Raw genomic sequence first — 16718 nt, 5'->3', positions numbered from 1 at the left:
AATGAGTGATATCAAATATATTTTAGGCAGCTTTGGCGACCCTGACGAAATGATGCATGGCATCGAGAAACTTCAGGAAAATAACATCAGCATTTATGATGTTTATACTCCAATGCCTATACACGGAATAGAAGCCAAATTAGGAATTCAAAGATCGAGAATCGATATCGCAGCATTTTGCTTTGGTATTACTGGAACTTGCGCAGCTTTTGCTTTAATTTATTTTTGTGCAGTTATCGATTGGAAAGTAAATATCGGTGGTAAACCATCATTTGCATTGCCGGATTTTATTCCGATAATGTTCGAATTAACAGTATTATTCTGTGCATTCGGTATGGTGTTAACTTATTATGCATCAACCCATTTATTTCCGGGCAGATCGCCAAGAGTAATGGATTTACGTGCTACTGATGATCGTTTTGTGATTGCAATAGATGCACACGAAAATGCATCGCACACTGTAATTGATGGTTTATTAAAAGATGCAGGTGCTTTAGAAGTAAAGTATAATGAAAGGAAGTACATTAGCTATGAATAAGAATAAATTTGTTTATGCCGCGTTTTTAGCTATCGCTTTTGCAGCTACTTTTTCGGCTTGTAGAGATAAACGTAGTACTGGTTTAGAATATGCCAGGAATATGTATGATCCGATTGCTTACAACCCGGATCAGCCAAATAAAAACTTTAAGGATGGTAAAACTGCACAGTTACCTCCTGCAAATACTAAACCTGTAGGTTTTACAGAGTACGATCAATATCCAAATACATTAGAAGGATATAACGAAGCTGGCGCTAAAATGGTTAATCCGTTAGTTGCAGATAGCACTACTCTTGCAGAAGGTAAACATTCATTTGTTGTTTTCTGTGCACCATGTCACGGTGAGAAAGGTGATGGACAAGGTCACTTAGTTAAGATAGAAAAATTTAACGGTGTACCTGCTTACCAAACCGGTGCTTCATCAAGAGGTGGTAATATGGTAGATTTAACGGCAGGAAAAATATATCATACAATTACATATGGTGTAAATAACATGGGCTCGCATGCTTCGCAAATCACGCCAACAGATCGTTGGAAAGTTGTGTTGTATGTTCAACAATTACAAAAAGGACAATAAGTAAAGCAGATATAAATGGGAACTCACAATATTAATTTTAGTGAACAATTTGAGTTTACAGGAAAAGTAAAAACTTTAAGTATAGTTGGTATAGCCTTAGGTGTGCTTGCTATTGCTTACGGTTTTATTGCTGGCGATAAAGTAATGCACGAGCGTACTTTTGCCAACCTGTTACTTATGGGATATTACTTTGCATGCGTTTGTATGTCTGGTATGTTTTTCCTTGCTATTCAATTTGTTGCTCAGGCAGGATGGTCTGCTTCAATTTTACGTGTACCGCAAGCCATGGCTAAAACATTGCCTATTGCTGCTTTAATACTTGTTGTTATTATTTCTGCAGGTTTATATACACATAACTTATATCACCATTGGCATGCTGACGGTTTAACAGACCCAAACAGCCCTAATTACGATGCGCTTATTGCAGGTAAAGCTGTATTCTTAAATGTACCTTTCTTTTTAGGTCGTCAGGTAGTGTTTTTAGGTGTGTATAGCATTTTTGCAATGATGTTTGTAAAATATTCTTACAACGAAGATTTACAAGGTGGTTTAAATTCATACAGAAAAAGCTTTAAAAATGCTTGTATTTTCTTAGTTATCTACGGTTTTACAACGCCTATTTTTGCTTTTGATACAATCATGTCATTAGAAGCGCATTGGTTCTCAACTATGTTTGGTTGGTACAACTTCGCAGCAATGTGGGTAAGCAGTTTAGCTACAATTGCAATCATCTTAATCTTATTAAGAAGAGCTGGATATATGCAATGGGTTAACAATAGCCACTTACATAACTTAGGTCAGTTCATTTTTGGTTTCTCTATCTTCTGGACTTATGTATGGTTTGCACAGTTCTTATTAATTTATTATGCAAACATGCCAGAGGAAACCGTTTATTTCTACAGAAGATTCGAATATTATAAATTCTGGTTCTTCCTTAACCTTGCAATGAATTTCCTTGCACCGGTATTATTATTAATGGATAGAGATAATAAGAGAACTGATGTTAAATTATTATTTGTTTCAATCGTAGTATTGCTTGGTCACTGGGTAGATTATTATCAAATGATTATGCCAGGTGCGGTAGAGGATGGACACAACGGATTTGGTATTATTGAGATTGGTACTGCGATTGGTTTCGTTGGATTATTTACCTTTACGGTTTTAAGCAACTTAAGTAAAAAACCTTTAATTGCTAAAAATCACCCTTTATTACAAGAAAGCTTACATCATCAGCTGTAGTTGATGTTTAAAATAGCGAATATTTAATTATTATATAGAAGTACAGCGTACTACTTTTAAGAAAATGAGTTTAAGAAAGTTTATCACGAATAAAACGACCGCAGCTTTAGCAGTATTACTTACTGTTTTTGCTAACACGAGCGTATTTGCGCAAGATGCAGCAGCAGGAGCTGCCGCGGCACCGAAAGTTGATATGGGTGAGGTTTACAAATCAGTAATTTTTTATGTACTGGTATTCCTGGCCATATGTTTATTCATTGCTATTGTGGGTAAAGCCATAAGAGTTTATGAATTAAGCCGCGAAGCACAAGGTAAACCCGTAGGTATTAACTGGAACAGGGTTCATGCAAGTTTATTTGCATTGTTCTTAGTTTTAGGATTGTATGGTGTGTATTGGGAATATACAGTACACGGTGCAATGTTGTTACCAGATGCAGCATCAGTACATGGAGAACGTATTGATAAGATGTTTAACCTAACGTTAATTATCACAACGATTGTTTTTGTAGTAACTCACATTTTATTATTCGGGTTTTCTTACGTTTATAAATATTCTGCAAAGAGAAAAGCATATTATTATCCTCACAATAATACAATCGAAAAAATCTGGACAATTGTTCCGGCATTAGTTTTAACTGTATTAGTGTTAATGGGTTTCTTAACCTGGAGATCAATTTTTTATAAAGTTGAAGACCCAAATAACAAACCACTTCAAATTGAAGTTACTTCAGAGCAGTTCAAATGGTCAATCCGTTATCCTGGTGCAGATGGTGTTGTAGGTAAGAAAAACTATAAATTAACTACTGCTTCAAATACTTTAGGTATAGATTTTAAAGATTTAAAATCTCGTGACGATTTAATGGCTGATGAAATGGTTATTCCGGTTGGAAAATCAGTTAAGTTGCTTTTAATGAGTAAAGATGTTATTCACAGTTTTTACCTGCCACACTTTAGAGTACAGTTAAACACTGTACCGGGTATGCAAACTATCTTTGAATTTACACCAACCATTACCACTGCAGAGATGCAGCAAAAAACTAACGATCCAAATTTTAAGTACTTATTTTATTGCGCAAAAATTTGCGGTTCTGGTCACTACAACATGCAAAAGGTTGTACGTGTAGTTTCTCAAAAGGAATATGATGAGTGGATTGCAGAGCAAAAACCTTACTTAAATGATGATTTAAGAAAACAATTTAATTTGCCAGTGGCACCTAAACCTGTAGAAGCAGGTTCAGATTCGATAGCTACAGATTCTGCAGCTGTTAAAACAAACCAAATGGCTTTAAATAAATAATATACCGAAGAGCGAAAAGAATTATGTCAACAATAGCATTACACGACGAACACAATCACGATCACGCTGATCACGGGCACCATAAGGAGACTTTGATTTCAAAGTATATCTTCAGTATGGACCACAAAATGATTGCGAAGCAATTTTTAGTAACCGGTATTATTATGGCGGTTATTGCAATGGGTCTATCAATTTTATTCCGTATTCAATTAGCATGGCCAGATAAAAGTTTCCCTTTCTTAGAAACATTTTTAGGAAAATGGGCTGAAGGTGGTCGTATTAAATCTGATTTCTATTTAGCATTAGTAACCATTCACGGTACCATCATGGTATTCTTTGTGTTAACCGCAGGTTTAAGTGGTACTTTCAGTAATTTGTTAATTCCATTACAAATTGGAGCCAGAGATATGGCATCGCCATTCTTAAACATGCTTTCATATTGGTTTTTCTTTACAGCCTGTGTGATAATGATGGCTTCATTCTTTATACAAACCGGACCAGCTTCTGGTGGTTGGACAGTTTATCCTCCATTATCGGCTTTGCCTACAGCAATTCCTGGTTCTGGAATGGGTATGACGATGTGGTTAATCAGTATGGTACTTTTCGTAGCATCATCATTAATGGGTGGTATTAATTACGTAAGTACAATTTTAAACATGCGTACTAAAGGTATGGATTTATGGAAAATGCCTTTAACAATCTGGGCATTCTTCTTAACAGCGATATTGGGTATCTTATCATTCCCGGTATTGGTTGCTGGTGTGGTACTTTTAGTTTTCGACCGTAGTTTCGGAACAAGTTTTTACTTGTCTGATATTGTTATGGGTACAAATATCTTACCTAACGAAGGTGGTTCTCCGATTTTATGGCAACACTTATTTTGGTTCTTAGGTCACCCGGAGGTATATATTGTAATTATGCCTGCATTGGGTATCTCATCAGAAGTTATTTCGGTAAATTCACGTAAACCAATTTTTGGTTACCATGCGATGGTTTACTCTCTAATCGGTATTACCGTACTTTCGTTTATCGTTTGGGGTCACCATATGTTTGTAACGGGTATGAATCCTTTATTGGGCGGCGTATTCATGATTACAACATTAATTATTGCGGTTCCATCAGCAGTAAAAACATTTAACTATTTGGCTACATTATGGAGAGGTAACATTCGTTTCACTCCGGCAATGTTATTTGCTATCGGTTTAGTATCATTCTTTATCTCTGGCGGTTTAACAGGATTATTCTTAGGTAATGCTTCATTAGACATTAATTTACACGATACGTATTTCGTAGTGGCCCACTTCCATTTGGTAATGGGTTCTGCAGCTATCTTCGGTATGCTTGCTGGTGTTTATCATTGGTTTCCAAGAATGTTTGGTCGTATGATGAATGCGAAACTTGGTTACTTACACTTTTGGCTAACATTTATTGCAGCTTATTTAGTGTTCTTCCCATTACACTTTTTAGGTTTAGATGGCGTTCCACGTCGTTACTATGCATTTACTGAATTTGAATTCATGAAGAAATGGTTAACGGTTAACGTATTTGTAACTTGGGCTGCTATTATGGCAGCACTAGCTCAGGTAGCATTTTTATGGAACTTCTTCTACTCAATCTTCAAAGGTAAAGTTGCACCTCAAAATCCATGGGAATCAAATACATTAGAATGGACTGCACCAGTTGAACATTTACATGGTAACTGGCCTGGTGAAATTCCAACGGTTTACAGATGGCCGTATGACTATAGCAAACCTGGTCATGATGAAGATTTCATTCCTCAAACTGTTCCTTTCTCTCAAACAATGAGATCTAATTTACCTCATGATTTTGAAGGAAATACTGAAGCAGAAAAAATACAACAAGATTGGGAACTTGCCAATCCTGTGACAGAAAATAAGGGCTAGTTAGATAGCTTTAGCAAATTTTAAAGGGTATCTGATTAAGTTTCTGCTTATCCGGATACCCTTTTCATCTTAAAATAGATATGATCAGCAGATCAGAACAACGTTTTATCAGGATAAATTTTATAACCATTATCGTTACGTTATTGGTTATACTTGCCGGTGGTATTGTACGCAGTACAGGCTCTGGCATGGGCTGTCCGGATTGGCCTAAATGTTTTGATAGATACATACCACCAACCGATGTTTCTCAACTACCTGCAGACTATAAAGAAAAATATGTGGCCGGCAGATTGAAAAAGAATGAAAAATTTGCTAAATATTTAGAGAGCTTGGGTAAAATGGAATTGGCAGATAGTATCAGGCATGATAAATCTATTACTGTTCCTGAGGAATTTAATCCTTCAAAAACCTGGACAGAATATATCAATCGTTTAGTTGGTGTGCTTGCCGGTATCTTCTTACTGTTAACAGCAGTTTTTTCTTTTACTTACAGGAAGTCTGCTAAAAGAATAATGCTACTGAGTATAGTTAATATATTTGTTGTTGGTTATCAGGCCTGGCTGGGTTCTATAGTTGTTTCTACAAACTTAATGCAATGGGTGGTTACAGCGCACATGCTTTTGGCATTGGTGCTTTTGGCCATTTCTATTTACACGTATAGCTATGCCAAACAACTACATAAAGAACCATCGGTAATTATGTATCGCATAGCCTGGTTAAAAGGATTTTTATTTTTTACGCTCGCGGTTAGTATTATACAAATTGTATTAGGAACTGAAGTTAGGGAAGCAATTGATGTTATTGCCAAATCTTTAATTTCCCGCGACCTTTGGGTTTCAAAAGTTGGTAGCATTTTTTCTTATCATAGAGATTTTGCTATTCTGGTAGTAATTACCAATGGCGTTATATATAAAATGGTAATAGATAGATTTAGCGGAAAAGCAGCGCCTTTGTTAACGGCAAGATTTATCTTGGTTACTTTGGCAATCCAACTTTTAAGTGGATTTGCCCTGGCCTATATTTCTTTACCACCGGTTGCACAAGCATTGCATATTTTATTTTCTACAATGCTATTTAGCTTACAGTTTTATTTGTATTTGTTGGTTTACCGAACAAAAACATATAAACAATAACATTAATAATATTGAAGCAGTTTATTTCAGATTTCTCAAAACTAGTTAAGTTTAGACTGTCTTTTACGGTAGTGTTCTCTGCGTCAATTTCTTTTTTAATTGGGCAGAAAATGCAAGTTGGCCGAGGAAACATTCCGTCAATTGAATGGCAAAACTGGTTAATTTTAATTGCTGGTGGCTTTCTTGTAACAGCTGCTGCAAATTGCTTTAATGAAATTATAGAGGTTGACTTGGATAAGTTAATGAGCCGAACGAAGGATAGACCAATGCCTGCTGGTAGAATGACCACAGGCCAAGGTTTGGTTTTAGGCGTTTTTATGGCCTTTTTAGGCACATGGCTTTTAGGTCATTTAAATTTAGAAACTGGTTTATTATCTGTATTCTCAATTTTACTTTATGCTTTTGCCTATACACCATTAAAACGTAAATCGCCAATTGCTGTTTTTGTTGGTGCTATACCTGGTGCATTACCACCACTTATTGGCTACCTTGCAGCATTTGGAAGCTTAAAGTCGGATTTGTTTTTAGATATAGATTATAAAATTGCAGTTATATTATTCCTGATTCAGTTTGTATGGCAATTTCCACATTTTTGGGCTATTGCCTGGGTTTTGGATGATGATTATAAGAAAGCCGGGTTTAGGTTATTGCCAACTAAGAAAAGAGATAAGACTTCGGCACTATTTACATTTATAACCACGCTTATCCTGATACCGGTAAGTTTGTTACCAATAATATATGGTTTTGGCGGATATTTTATAGCAGTCATATCAATAATTGCTGGCGCAATATTTAGCTATTTGGCTTTCAAATTGTTGGTAAACCGAGAGTTAGCAGATGCAAAGAAAGTAATGTTCTGCTCATTTTTTTATATCCCGGCAGTACAGTTGGTTTTATTGTTTGACTTTATTGCAAAATAATTATTTATGATTTTAACAATGGAAAATACACAAGATATATTCGACCCAAGGCCAAAGAAATTTGTAGTATGGCTTTTTGTCGTTTCATCTACAATTATGTTTGGCGGTTTTACCAGTTACTATCTGGTATTCGCTGCATCAAAAGGTAAGGGGCATGGTTTAGTTTTACCAGATGCTTTTATTTACAGTACATTAATTATTATTGCCAGTAGTGTTACGCTAACATTAGCATCAAGAGCATTAAGAAAATTAAATTTCCAATTGCAACGTAAAATGTTGTGGCTAACAATGATTTTAGCTTTCGGATTTGCTTTTATGCAGTTTGTGGCATGGGGAAGCATGGTTAAAACCGGAGCAACTCTTGTAGGAAACAATGCTGCAATATCATTTATCTATGTAGTGCCGTTAATGCACTTATTCCATATTATTGCTGGTTTAGGTTTTATAATCAGCAGTTTAGTGGGTAGTTATAAAAATATTCCATTGTCAAAAAATAAATTCCGTATGGAAATAACTTCTATTTTTTGGCATTTTATAGATATATTATGGATATATCTGTATGTTTTTTTACTTTTGAACCGTTAAATTTGTTAACAAACTATTATACTATTTCCAAATGAATTCAGTATCACAATTAGATCACGTTAAAACAGGACCATGGAGTGGTGGTCGTTCGCCCTGGTCAGTAGAATATGGTAAAATCATGATGTGGTTTTTCCTCTTATCAGATGCTTTTACATTTTCATCGCTGTTGATATACTATGGTTCTCAGCGTTTTTCAAAATTAACATGGCCTGATCCGGATTTGGTTTTTCAATCAATTCCTGGTGTTATGGATCATGGAGCACCATTAGTATTCGTTGGTATCATGACATTCATTTTGATTATGAGTTCTGTCACGATGGTATTAGCTGTAGAAGCAGGACATAGAAATTCAAAAAAAGAAGTAATAGGCTGGATGATTGCAACTATCATTGGTGGATTTATGTTCTTGGGTTGTCAGGCTTTAGAGTGGACGCACTTATTCCACGAAGGTTTTGGTTGGGGTAAAATTCCTCCAATGGAAACTTTAAAACATTTGTTTTCTGGTGATGTTTCTCTAGTGTCGGCTCAGCAGTTTTCAAACTTATTTTTTACAATAACTGGTTTCCACGGTTTTCACGTATTTAGTGGTGTTATCATTAATATAATCATTTTAATTATGACCATCAACGGAACGTTTGAAAAAAGAGGTCATTATTTGATGGTTGAAAAAGTTGGTTTATATTGGCACTTCGTAGATTTAGTATGGGTGTTTGTATTTACATTCTTCTATTTGGTTTAATTAGTTTATAAAATATTATCATGTCAGAAAATCACTCACATACAGAAGGCCACGAAGAACACGTGGGTCTAAGCAAAGGAAAAATCTGGAAGGTTTTTGGAATATTATTGTTAATCACAGTTATTGAGTTTATTATTGCGCTTTGGGTTTTACCTAATCACTACATGTCTCATGCAGTTGGTAACTTTGTTTACATCGCCTTAACTTTATTAAAAGCATTTTATATTGTTGCATACTTTATGCACCTTAAATATGAGAAACTTGGTTTACAACTTGCACTAACAGTAACATTTATCTTTATTATTTACTTCTTAGTTTTAATGTTGATTGAAGGTGGATTCTTATTCCACCATACACCCAATTTTTAATGAGAAGATTTTCAATAAAGAAGACATTAATCCTGGTAAGCATATTAGCTATACCGGGATTTTTGTTTTTTTACCTTTTACCTCAATTCGCAAAAAACAGGTATAAAACTTTACCAATTTTTGGCGGTAAAAAGGTTGCATCAACTTTTCATACCGTTAGAGGAAAAAAAATACCTGATACGATATACCACACTGTTGAAGATTTTAGCTTGGTAAATCAAGAAAATGAAACCATAAATTGGGTTCCTTTAAAAGATAAAATCGTTGTTTTAAATCTGTTCTACAAATCTAGTTCAGTTAAAGAAATAAATACAAATATCCAGAAGATAGAAGAAGGCTACCAAAGAAATTCATTAATACGTTTTTTAAGCCTATCAGTAGACCCGAACGATAACCCTAAAAATCTTAAACCGCTAGCAGATTCGTTAAATGCCAAACCTGGTAAGTGGGATTTTTTAAGTGGCGATACTTTAAGAACCTATCCATTTATCCGTAGAAGTTTATTGTTAGATATGATTTATCACAATAAAGACGGCAAGCCTAAATTCATTTACGGAAACCAGATTCTTTTAATTGATAATCATAGAAGGATACGTGGATATTATGAAGCTACAAATGCTGAAGCTTTATCTAAACTCGATGATGAAATTAAAGTTTTGGTAGCTGAAGAATTGAGAAATATAAAAGATGGGAGATAAGCAATAAAATTATCTGAAAAAAAATCATGAGTGATAATTCTATAGAAAAGAAATATAATAAATGGATTATTGTACTATCGGTTGCAATACCACTTGTTGTTGCGCTATTGTTTGGCGTAAATTTAAAGAAGTTAGGTTATGATGTTAAACCACTGAGTTTTTTGCCACCAATATACGCAGCAGTAAATGGTTTAACTGCGATAGTATTGGTGTTAGCAGTTTCTGCAATAAAAAATGGTAAACGTAAACGCCACGAAAACCTAATGAAAATTGCAATCTGTTTGTCTGTTGCTTTTTTGGCAATGTACGTTGCCTATCACATGACAGCTGATAGTACAAAGTTCGGCGGAACTGGAATTATCAGGTATGTTTATTATTTTATTCTGATAACACACATTTGCCTTTCGGTAATTATCATTCCATTTGTTTTATTTACATACGTAAGGGCACTTGCCGAGAAATTTGATAAACATAGAAAATTAGCCAGAATTACCTATCCAATGTGGTTGTATGTTGCTGTAACAGGTGTAATTGTTTATTTAATGATTTCACCATATTATCAGTATTAAAAAAAGTATTAATAAGATTATTAAAGCCTCTGAATATATCAGGGGCTTTTTTGATTATTGAAAAATCTTATCATCTATTATAAATAATTATATTCATACCACTCTAAAAATTTAAATTCAAAATTTTAGAGATATATGGAATAAAATTATATTTTTGAAAAAAATTGTCCCCTGATAATTTTATTAACTAACTATTTATTATCTAGTTGCTCTTAATTCGCTAAACCCATTCTTTGGCTTGGCCATCCTGTTTTATTTAGCTTCTGCTTAAACAAAAATTAACCAATTTCTATGCAGAAAATCTACAACCAATTTGTAGTAAGATTGCGGTATGGCCTACTCGGGTTACTTTACTTATTCACTCTTACTACCACAAATGCGCATGCATCAATTAAGTATAACAATCATGCGGATTTTAAAATTCAACAAGACTTTTTAGTCAAAGGGCAGGTAACTGATAAGAAGGATGGAAATCCGATGCCTGGTGTTAGCATTAAAGAAAAGGGAACAAAAAATGCAGTTTCTTCTAATGGTAACGGTGAATATCAAATTAAAGTGAAAGATGGTGCTATTTTAGTTGTTTCGTCAGTAGGCTATAAAAGCATCGAAATATCTGTAAATGGTAGATCTACAATTAATGTTTCACTCCAGGAAGATGCCAATCAATTAAATGAAATTGTAATAACCGGTATGGGTACTAAGGTGGATAAGAGAACATTTACAGGAGCTACCTCAAACCTAAAAGTTACTGATGCTGAGATTGGCGGCTTGCCTGATCCAAGTAGAATGTTGGATGGTAGAGTTGCTGGAGTTGTTGTACAAAACACTACAGGAACCTTTGGTACAGCGCCTAAGATTAGAGTTCGTGGAGCCACCTCAATTTTTGGAAGTTCAAAACCACTTTGGGTTGTTGATGGTGTAATTTTAGAAGATGTGGCAGATGTAAGTTCTGATGCACTTTCATCTGGAGATGCATTAACATTAATCAGTTCTGCTGTTGGTGGTTTAAACTCAAATGATATTGAATCCTTTCAGGTCTTAAAAGATGGTGCAGCAACGTCAATATATGGCGCCAAAGGTATGGGAGGCGTTATTGTAATCACAACAAAAAGAGGTAAGAATGGCGTTAGTTCGCTAAATTATGTTTCTGAATTAACAACTCGTGCTACACCATCGTATAATAACTATAACATCATGAATTCCCAAGAGCAAATGGGTGTTTATCAAATGTTGGAACAGAGAGGATGGTTAAACAATTCTAGTGTATCAAACGCAGCAAGTAGTGGTGTTTATGGCAAAATGTTTCAATTAATCAATTCTGGACAACTCTTAAATACTGAAGCTGCAAAAAATGCCTATTTAAGAGAGGCTGAATACAGAAATACAGATTGGTTTAGTGAGTTGTTTAGCACTAATATTGCTCAAAACCATTCAGTGAGCATCACTTCAGGTTCGGAGAAGGCTCAATATTATGCCTCGTTAAGTGCTATTACTGATCCAGGATGGTCAAAGCAAAGCAAGTTTAAACGATATACTGCAAATTTTAATGCTACGTATAACCTTCGAAACAATTTAAAGCTAACACTCCTATCTAATGGTTCTTACAGAGACCAAAGAGCTCCAGGTACATTAGGGCAATCAACTGATGTTGTTTTTGGTACTGTTGGTCGTGATTTTGATATTAACCCCTTCTCTTACGCATTAAATTCATCAAGAACATTAGATCCTAAAGAAATATATACAAGAAATTATGCTCCATTTAATATTTTGAAAGAAATGGAAAATAATTATATGGATGTAAATGTTGCAGATGTTAAATTTCAAGGCGAACTAAAATGGAAGGCATTAAAAACTTTAGATTTCGGCTTTTTAGCTTCTACTAGATATCAGCAAACATCGCAACAGCACTACATAAAGGATGAGTCTAACCAAGCAATGGCTTACAGAGCAATGGGTACAACTATTATAAGAGATGCTAATCCTTATTTATATACAGATCCAAGTATTTTATATGCTATACCGGTAACTATTCTACCTGCGGGTGGTATTTATAATCGTACAGATTACAAAATGACAAGTGATGATTTCCGCTTTACTGCTCAGTATAACGAAACTTTCGCCGAAAAACATACAGTTGATTTTGTAACTGGTTCTACATTAAGTTCTATTACCAGAAATAATAATTGGAATAGGGGTTGGGGTTTACAATAAGGGTTAGGAGAAATTCCATTTACCGATTACCGTATATTCAAAAGAGCTTCAGAAGAAAATACTGAATATTTTAGAGTTGGCAACACCCGAAGTAAAGAGGTTGCATTCTTTGGTGAAGGTGCTTACACTTTTGATAATAAATATACCATCAAAGCTACTGGTAGATATGAGGGTAGCAATCGTTTAGGTAAATCAAGAACAGCGAGATGGTTACCTACGTGGAGTGTATCTGGACTTTGGAATGTAATGCAGGAAGACTTCTTCCAAAAACTGAATACACCATTCTCCAGTTTAACATTTAAAGCCTCTTATGGTTTATCGGCAAACAGAGGCCCAAGTTATGTAACAAATTCTCAGGCAATTTACTCGAGTTATAACCCTTGGAGACCAACAGCTGCAGACAGAGAAACAGGTTTAGAATTAGATGATTTAGAGAATTCAGAGCTAACATATGAGAAGAAACATGAATTAAATTTAGGTACTAGCTTTAGCTTATTCAAAAATAGATTAGCTGTTGATGTTGATTATTACAAAAGAAATAATTTCGATTTAATAGGGATAGTGAATACGCAGGGATTAGGTGGGGAAATTACTAAATATGGTAATGTGGCTGATATGAAATCTAGTGGTATCGAAGTAAGTGTTGCCGGAACGATTATCAAAAAGGGCGACTTCTCCTGGACATCTAACTTCATCTATACACATACTACCAATAAAATAACTCAATCTGAAAATAATGCGAGAGTAATTGATTTAATTACTGGCAGGGGATATGGTTTGCAGGGTTATGCTGCCCGTTCTTTATTCTCTATTCCATTTGTAGGCTTGCAAAGCGATGGATTACCACGTTTCACCAATAGCGATGGCTCCACAACTGTTTCTGGAGTTTATCTTCAAAATAGAGACAAAGTAGATTTCTTAAAATATGAAGGAACTTTGGAACCAACTCATTTAGGAAGTTTTGGGAATATTTTCGCTTACAAAGCATTTAAATTAAATGTTTTTGTAACGTATTCATACGGAAATGTTGTTCGCTTAGATCCAGCTTTTAAAACAGGATATAGCGATTTGGATGCCAATACGAGAGAGTTTTTTGATGCCTGGACGGTACCCGGTGATGAGTTGAAGACTAACATACCGGTAATTTTAGATACCAGATATTTAAGAAACGATGCTAATTATAGAATTGCCTACAATTCTTATAATTATTCTACAGCAAATGTAGCTAAAGGTGATTTTGTCAGATTAAAAGACATATCACTATCCTATGATTTTCCAAAAAATGGGCTTGCAAAGATTGGAATTGCGGCAGCAAGCTTACGTTTAAATGCCACAAATTTATGGCTTATATATGCTGATAAACAATTAAATGGTCAGGACCCGGAATTTGTAAATGCTGGTGGTGTAGCCCTGCCAATTCCAAAACAATACACATTGACTTTAAGAGTTGGATTTTAATTATTGAATTGAAAATGAAAAATAAATATTTATTTATAGCCATTAGTGCAATTACAATCTTAAGTATTTCTTCTTGTAAAAAATACCTTGATGAATTGCCAGATAATAGAGCAGAGCTAGACAACACGGAAAAAATTTCCAAAATGTTAGTATCAGCCTACCCTCAAAATTCTTACGTTTTAGCAACCGAGCTATCATCAGATAATGTGGATGATTACGGCGAATCAAATCCCTATAGCGATAGAATTAGTCAGCAGTTGTTTAAATGGGAAGATGTAACAGAAACGTCTAATGATGGAATAGACAGATTGTGGGGTTCTTGTTATAGCGCTATAGCTAGCGCTAATGCCGCGTTAGCTGCTATAGAAGCCCAAGGAAATCCAGCTTCGCTTTCTGCACAAAGAGGTGAGGCTTTGGTAGCTCGAGCTTACGGTCACTTTATTTTGGTAAATGTATTTGCTCAACATTATTCGCCAACTAAATCTGCAACTGATTTAGGCATAACCTATATGACCAAATCTGAAACTACTCTCAATCCAAAATATCAAAGAAATACTGTAGCAGAAGTTTATGATTTTATGATTAAGGATATTGAAGAAGGTTTACCATTAATAAACGATGCCTCATATTCAAATGCAAATGCGGCAAAATATCATTTTAATAAATCTGCAGCAAATGCATTTGCTGCAAGGTTATTTCTTTATAGAGGAGATTGGGCAAAGGCTGTAACTTATTCTACTGCTTCATTTAATAATTCGCCATCGGCCTATTTAAGAGATTGGACAACACTTTCAAGTTTTAGTGCAGTTTTTGCCAATATGACCAGAGAATACAATTCTAGTAATATTAAGGCAAATTTTTTAATCAGTACACCAGCATCAGCCATTGGCACTATTTTCGGAAATTATTATACTGGTAGTAGATTTTCACACGGTAATTACATTGCTAGGCAAGAAACTATCTTATCATCACTGACACCGCACTTTAACTATGGAACTGCAGTTCCAGTCTACAGAATTCGTACATACACTTATTCTGGAGCTAATTTGGATAAAGTATTATTGCCACATGCTTCCTACCAATTTGAGTACACAGATCCGGTTGCAGGCATAGGCTATGCTCACGGAGTATTCACAGCATTTACTGCAGAGGAAGCCTTACTAACCAGAGCTGAAGCAAACATTCATTTGAAAAACTACTCAGCTGCTATCGCCGATATGCAACTTTTTCTTAATAATACCTATAATACAAATCCTGTTTTGACTGAGGCAATGATTAACAATTGGGCCAATGGACGAGCATATTCAACTGCAGCAGTATCTACAAGTAAGAAGAAATTTAATTCTGAATATACAATAGAAACTGGTACACAAGAAAATATGCTTCATGCAGTTCTATTTTACAGAAGGGTAGAAACACTACACACTGGCTTGCGTTGGTTTGATGTGAAACGTTATGGTATTGAAATTACCAGAAGAACAATTGTTGCAAATGCTGTAGGACCGATAAGTACAAATACATTAACCGTACGAGACAACAGGAGAGCATTACAACTACCACAAGATGTTATAAGTTCAGGTTTAACCCCTAATCCTCGATAATTATGAAATACAATAAATTTTATATACTTCTACTTTCAGGCGTATTAATTACAAGCGCTTGTAAAAAGGAAAAATTAGATTCAAGCAGCGTTTTTGTTGATTCATCAACTGAGAAAAACCCTTTAGATAATTATATTTATAATAACTATATACTAAATTATAACGTAGATATTTTGTATAAGTATGTAGATAAGGAATCTAATCTGAATTATAATCTGGTTCCGGCGAGTTATAATAGTTCTGTTCGATTAACAAAATTATTTAAATATTTAGGTTTCGAACCTTATGATGATGTAACAGGAAGCAAAGCTTTTATCAAGCGTTATTTCCCAAAACTAATCAACTTTATTGGTACAGCTGCCTATAATAATAATGGAACTAGGATTTTAGGTACAGCAGAAGGCGCAAAGAAAATAACGCTTTATGAAGTAAATGCACTTAATGCTACAACAGGTGTTAATGCCGACTTTTTAACGGATAGCTACTTCCATACTATTCATCACGAATTTCAGCATATCTTAAATCAAACGACTGATTTTCCGTCGAGTTTTAGAACAATCTCCGGAACAGCTTACGTTGATGATGTTTGGAATACTATATATCCGAATAATGCGACAGGCATTGGAGCTGCAATAGCTGCGGGTTTTATCTCTCCTTATGCAAGTAGTGGCGATAAGGAAGATTTTGCAGAATTATTTTCTTTCTACATTACCTTGTCTGCAACACAATTTAACGCAATGTTAAATGTCACCGGTTGGAGTTGCTACATTTGACTGGAGGAATTTAGTCGTCAGATTTAGAAAGAAACTTTTAAATTTGATTATATGAGCAGACGAATGTTTGATGAATCCTTCAGGAAGATGGCAGTAGAGCTTTCTTAC

General features: G+C 34.9%; 16 protein-coding genes. All 16 read left to right on the top strand.

What is annotated here, in order from left to right:
- Position 1: 1 nt before the first annotated feature.
- The 16 genes from LUA86_RS19040 to LUA86_RS18965 all read left to right on the top strand — a co-directional run bounded on the left by LUA86_RS19040 (position 2) and on the right by LUA86_RS18965 (position 16610).
- Positions 2-538: a DUF3341 domain-containing protein gene (locus tag LUA86_RS19040; RefSeq protein WP_231465771.1), complete on the top strand. Its 537-nt coding sequence runs from the start codon at positions 2-4 to the stop codon at positions 536-538.
- Positions 531-1115 carry a cytochrome c gene (locus LUA86_RS19035; protein WP_370634399.1) on the top strand — a complete coding sequence of 195 codons (585 nt, stop codon included), beginning with the start codon at positions 531-533 and terminating at the stop codon, positions 1113-1115. The genes LUA86_RS19040 and LUA86_RS19035 overlap by 8 nt, the downstream gene beginning before the upstream one ends.
- 15 nt (positions 1116-1130) lie before the next feature.
- Positions 1131-2354 carry a quinol:cytochrome C oxidoreductase gene (locus LUA86_RS19030; RefSeq protein ID WP_231465767.1) on the top strand — a complete coding sequence of 408 codons (1224 nt, stop codon included), beginning with the start codon at positions 1131-1133 and terminating at the stop codon, positions 2352-2354.
- 64 nt (positions 2355-2418) lie between these two features.
- Positions 2419-3651 (top strand): cytochrome c oxidase subunit II transmembrane domain-containing protein, encoded by a 1233-nt coding sequence (locus tag LUA86_RS19025; RefSeq protein ID WP_231465765.1) that lies wholly within the window; start codon positions 2419-2421, stop codon positions 3649-3651.
- A 23-nt stretch (positions 3652-3674) separates the two neighbouring features.
- Complete coding sequence (locus tag LUA86_RS19020; RefSeq protein ID WP_231465763.1) at positions 3675-5555, top strand: cbb3-type cytochrome c oxidase subunit I; 1881 nt, start codon at positions 3675-3677, stop codon at positions 5553-5555.
- 80 nt (positions 5556-5635) lie between these two features.
- Entirely contained in the window at positions 5636-6688 is a 1053-nt protein-coding gene (locus LUA86_RS19015; RefSeq protein WP_231465761.1) for a heme A synthase, read from the top strand.
- 11 nt (positions 6689-6699) lie between these two features.
- Positions 6700-7608 carry a heme o synthase gene (cyoE, locus tag LUA86_RS19010; protein WP_231465759.1) on the top strand — a complete coding sequence of 303 codons (909 nt, stop codon included), beginning with the start codon at positions 6700-6702 and terminating at the stop codon, positions 7606-7608.
- Between the two features lie 18 nt (positions 7609-7626).
- A complete protein-coding gene (locus LUA86_RS19005; RefSeq protein WP_231465757.1) occupies positions 7627-8193 on the top strand; it encodes a cytochrome c oxidase subunit 3 in 567 nt (188 codons plus the stop codon).
- Between the two features lie 31 nt (positions 8194-8224).
- Positions 8225-8932, top strand: coding sequence for a cytochrome c oxidase subunit 3 (locus LUA86_RS19000; RefSeq protein ID WP_231465755.1), 708 nt, complete (start codon positions 8225-8227; stop codon positions 8930-8932).
- Between the two features lie 20 nt (positions 8933-8952).
- Positions 8953-9300 (top strand): cytochrome C oxidase subunit IV family protein, encoded by a 348-nt coding sequence (locus LUA86_RS18995; protein WP_231465753.1) that lies wholly within the window; start codon positions 8953-8955, stop codon positions 9298-9300.
- On the top strand, positions 9300-9998 hold the full coding sequence (locus LUA86_RS18990) for an SCO family protein (RefSeq protein ID WP_231465751.1): 699 nt from the start codon (positions 9300-9302) through the stop codon (positions 9996-9998). Before LUA86_RS18995 ends, LUA86_RS18990 begins: the two co-directional genes overlap by 1 nt.
- Before the next feature lie 26 nt (positions 9999-10024).
- Positions 10025-10567: a DUF420 domain-containing protein gene (locus tag LUA86_RS18985; protein WP_231465750.1), complete on the top strand. Its 543-nt coding sequence runs from the start codon at positions 10025-10027 to the stop codon at positions 10565-10567.
- Positions 10568-10858: 291 nt separating this feature from the next.
- A complete protein-coding gene (locus LUA86_RS18980; protein WP_231465748.1) occupies positions 10859-12778 on the top strand; it encodes a carboxypeptidase-like regulatory domain-containing protein in 1920 nt (639 codons plus the stop codon).
- A 246-nt stretch (positions 12779-13024) separates the two neighbouring features.
- A complete protein-coding gene (locus LUA86_RS18975; protein ID WP_370634398.1) occupies positions 13025-14236 on the top strand; it encodes a hypothetical protein in 1212 nt (403 codons plus the stop codon).
- 14 nt (positions 14237-14250) lie between these two features.
- A complete protein-coding gene (locus tag LUA86_RS18970; RefSeq protein ID WP_231465747.1) occupies positions 14251-15837 on the top strand; it encodes a RagB/SusD family nutrient uptake outer membrane protein in 1587 nt (528 codons plus the stop codon).
- A 2-nt stretch (positions 15838-15839) separates the two neighbouring features.
- Entirely contained in the window at positions 15840-16610 is a 771-nt protein-coding gene (locus tag LUA86_RS18965) for a substrate import-associated zinc metallohydrolase lipoprotein (RefSeq protein ID WP_231465745.1), read from the top strand.
- Positions 16611-16718 lie beyond the last annotated feature (108 nt).

The sequence above is a fragment of the Pedobacter sp. Leaf132 genome, from assembly GCF_920984695.1.
Taxonomy (GTDB): Bacteria; Bacteroidota; Bacteroidia; order Sphingobacteriales; family Sphingobacteriaceae; genus Pedobacter.
This window is presented reverse-complemented; position numbering and strand designations above follow the sequence as displayed.

Bases quoted from the DNA above. Each gene is read 5' to 3' on its own strand.
- LUA86_RS19040 (WP_231465771.1), top strand. From the start codon at position 2: ATGAGTGATATCAAATATATTTTAGGCAGCTTTGGCGACCCTGACGAA.
- LUA86_RS19035 (WP_370634399.1), top strand. From the start codon at position 531: ATGAATAAGAATAAATTTGTTTATGCCGCGTTTTTAGCTATCGCTTTT.
- LUA86_RS19030 (WP_231465767.1), top strand. From the start codon at position 1,131: ATGGGAACTCACAATATTAATTTTAGTGAACAATTTGAGTTTACAGGA.
- LUA86_RS19025 (WP_231465765.1), top strand. From the start codon at position 2,419: ATGAGTTTAAGAAAGTTTATCACGAATAAAACGACCGCAGCTTTAGCA.
- LUA86_RS19020 (WP_231465763.1), top strand. From the start codon at position 3,675: ATGTCAACAATAGCATTACACGACGAACACAATCACGATCACGCTGAT.
- LUA86_RS19015 (WP_231465761.1), top strand. From the start codon at position 5,636: ATGATCAGCAGATCAGAACAACGTTTTATCAGGATAAATTTTATAACC.
- LUA86_RS19005 (WP_231465757.1), top strand. From the start codon at position 7,627: ATGGAAAATACACAAGATATATTCGACCCAAGGCCAAAGAAATTTGTA.
- LUA86_RS19000 (WP_231465755.1), top strand. From the start codon at position 8,225: ATGAATTCAGTATCACAATTAGATCACGTTAAAACAGGACCATGGAGT.
- LUA86_RS18995 (WP_231465753.1), top strand. From the start codon at position 8,953: ATGTCAGAAAATCACTCACATACAGAAGGCCACGAAGAACACGTGGGT.
- LUA86_RS18990 (WP_231465751.1), top strand. From the start codon at position 9,300: ATGAGAAGATTTTCAATAAAGAAGACATTAATCCTGGTAAGCATATTA.
- LUA86_RS18985 (WP_231465750.1), top strand. From the start codon at position 10,025: ATGAGTGATAATTCTATAGAAAAGAAATATAATAAATGGATTATTGTA.
- LUA86_RS18980 (WP_231465748.1), top strand. From the start codon at position 10,859: ATGCAGAAAATCTACAACCAATTTGTAGTAAGATTGCGGTATGGCCTA.
- LUA86_RS18975 (WP_370634398.1), top strand. From the start codon at position 13,025: ATGCAGGAAGACTTCTTCCAAAAACTGAATACACCATTCTCCAGTTTA.
- LUA86_RS18970 (WP_231465747.1), top strand. From the start codon at position 14,251: ATGAAAAATAAATATTTATTTATAGCCATTAGTGCAATTACAATCTTA.
- LUA86_RS18965 (WP_231465745.1), top strand. From the start codon at position 15,840: ATGAAATACAATAAATTTTATATACTTCTACTTTCAGGCGTATTAATT.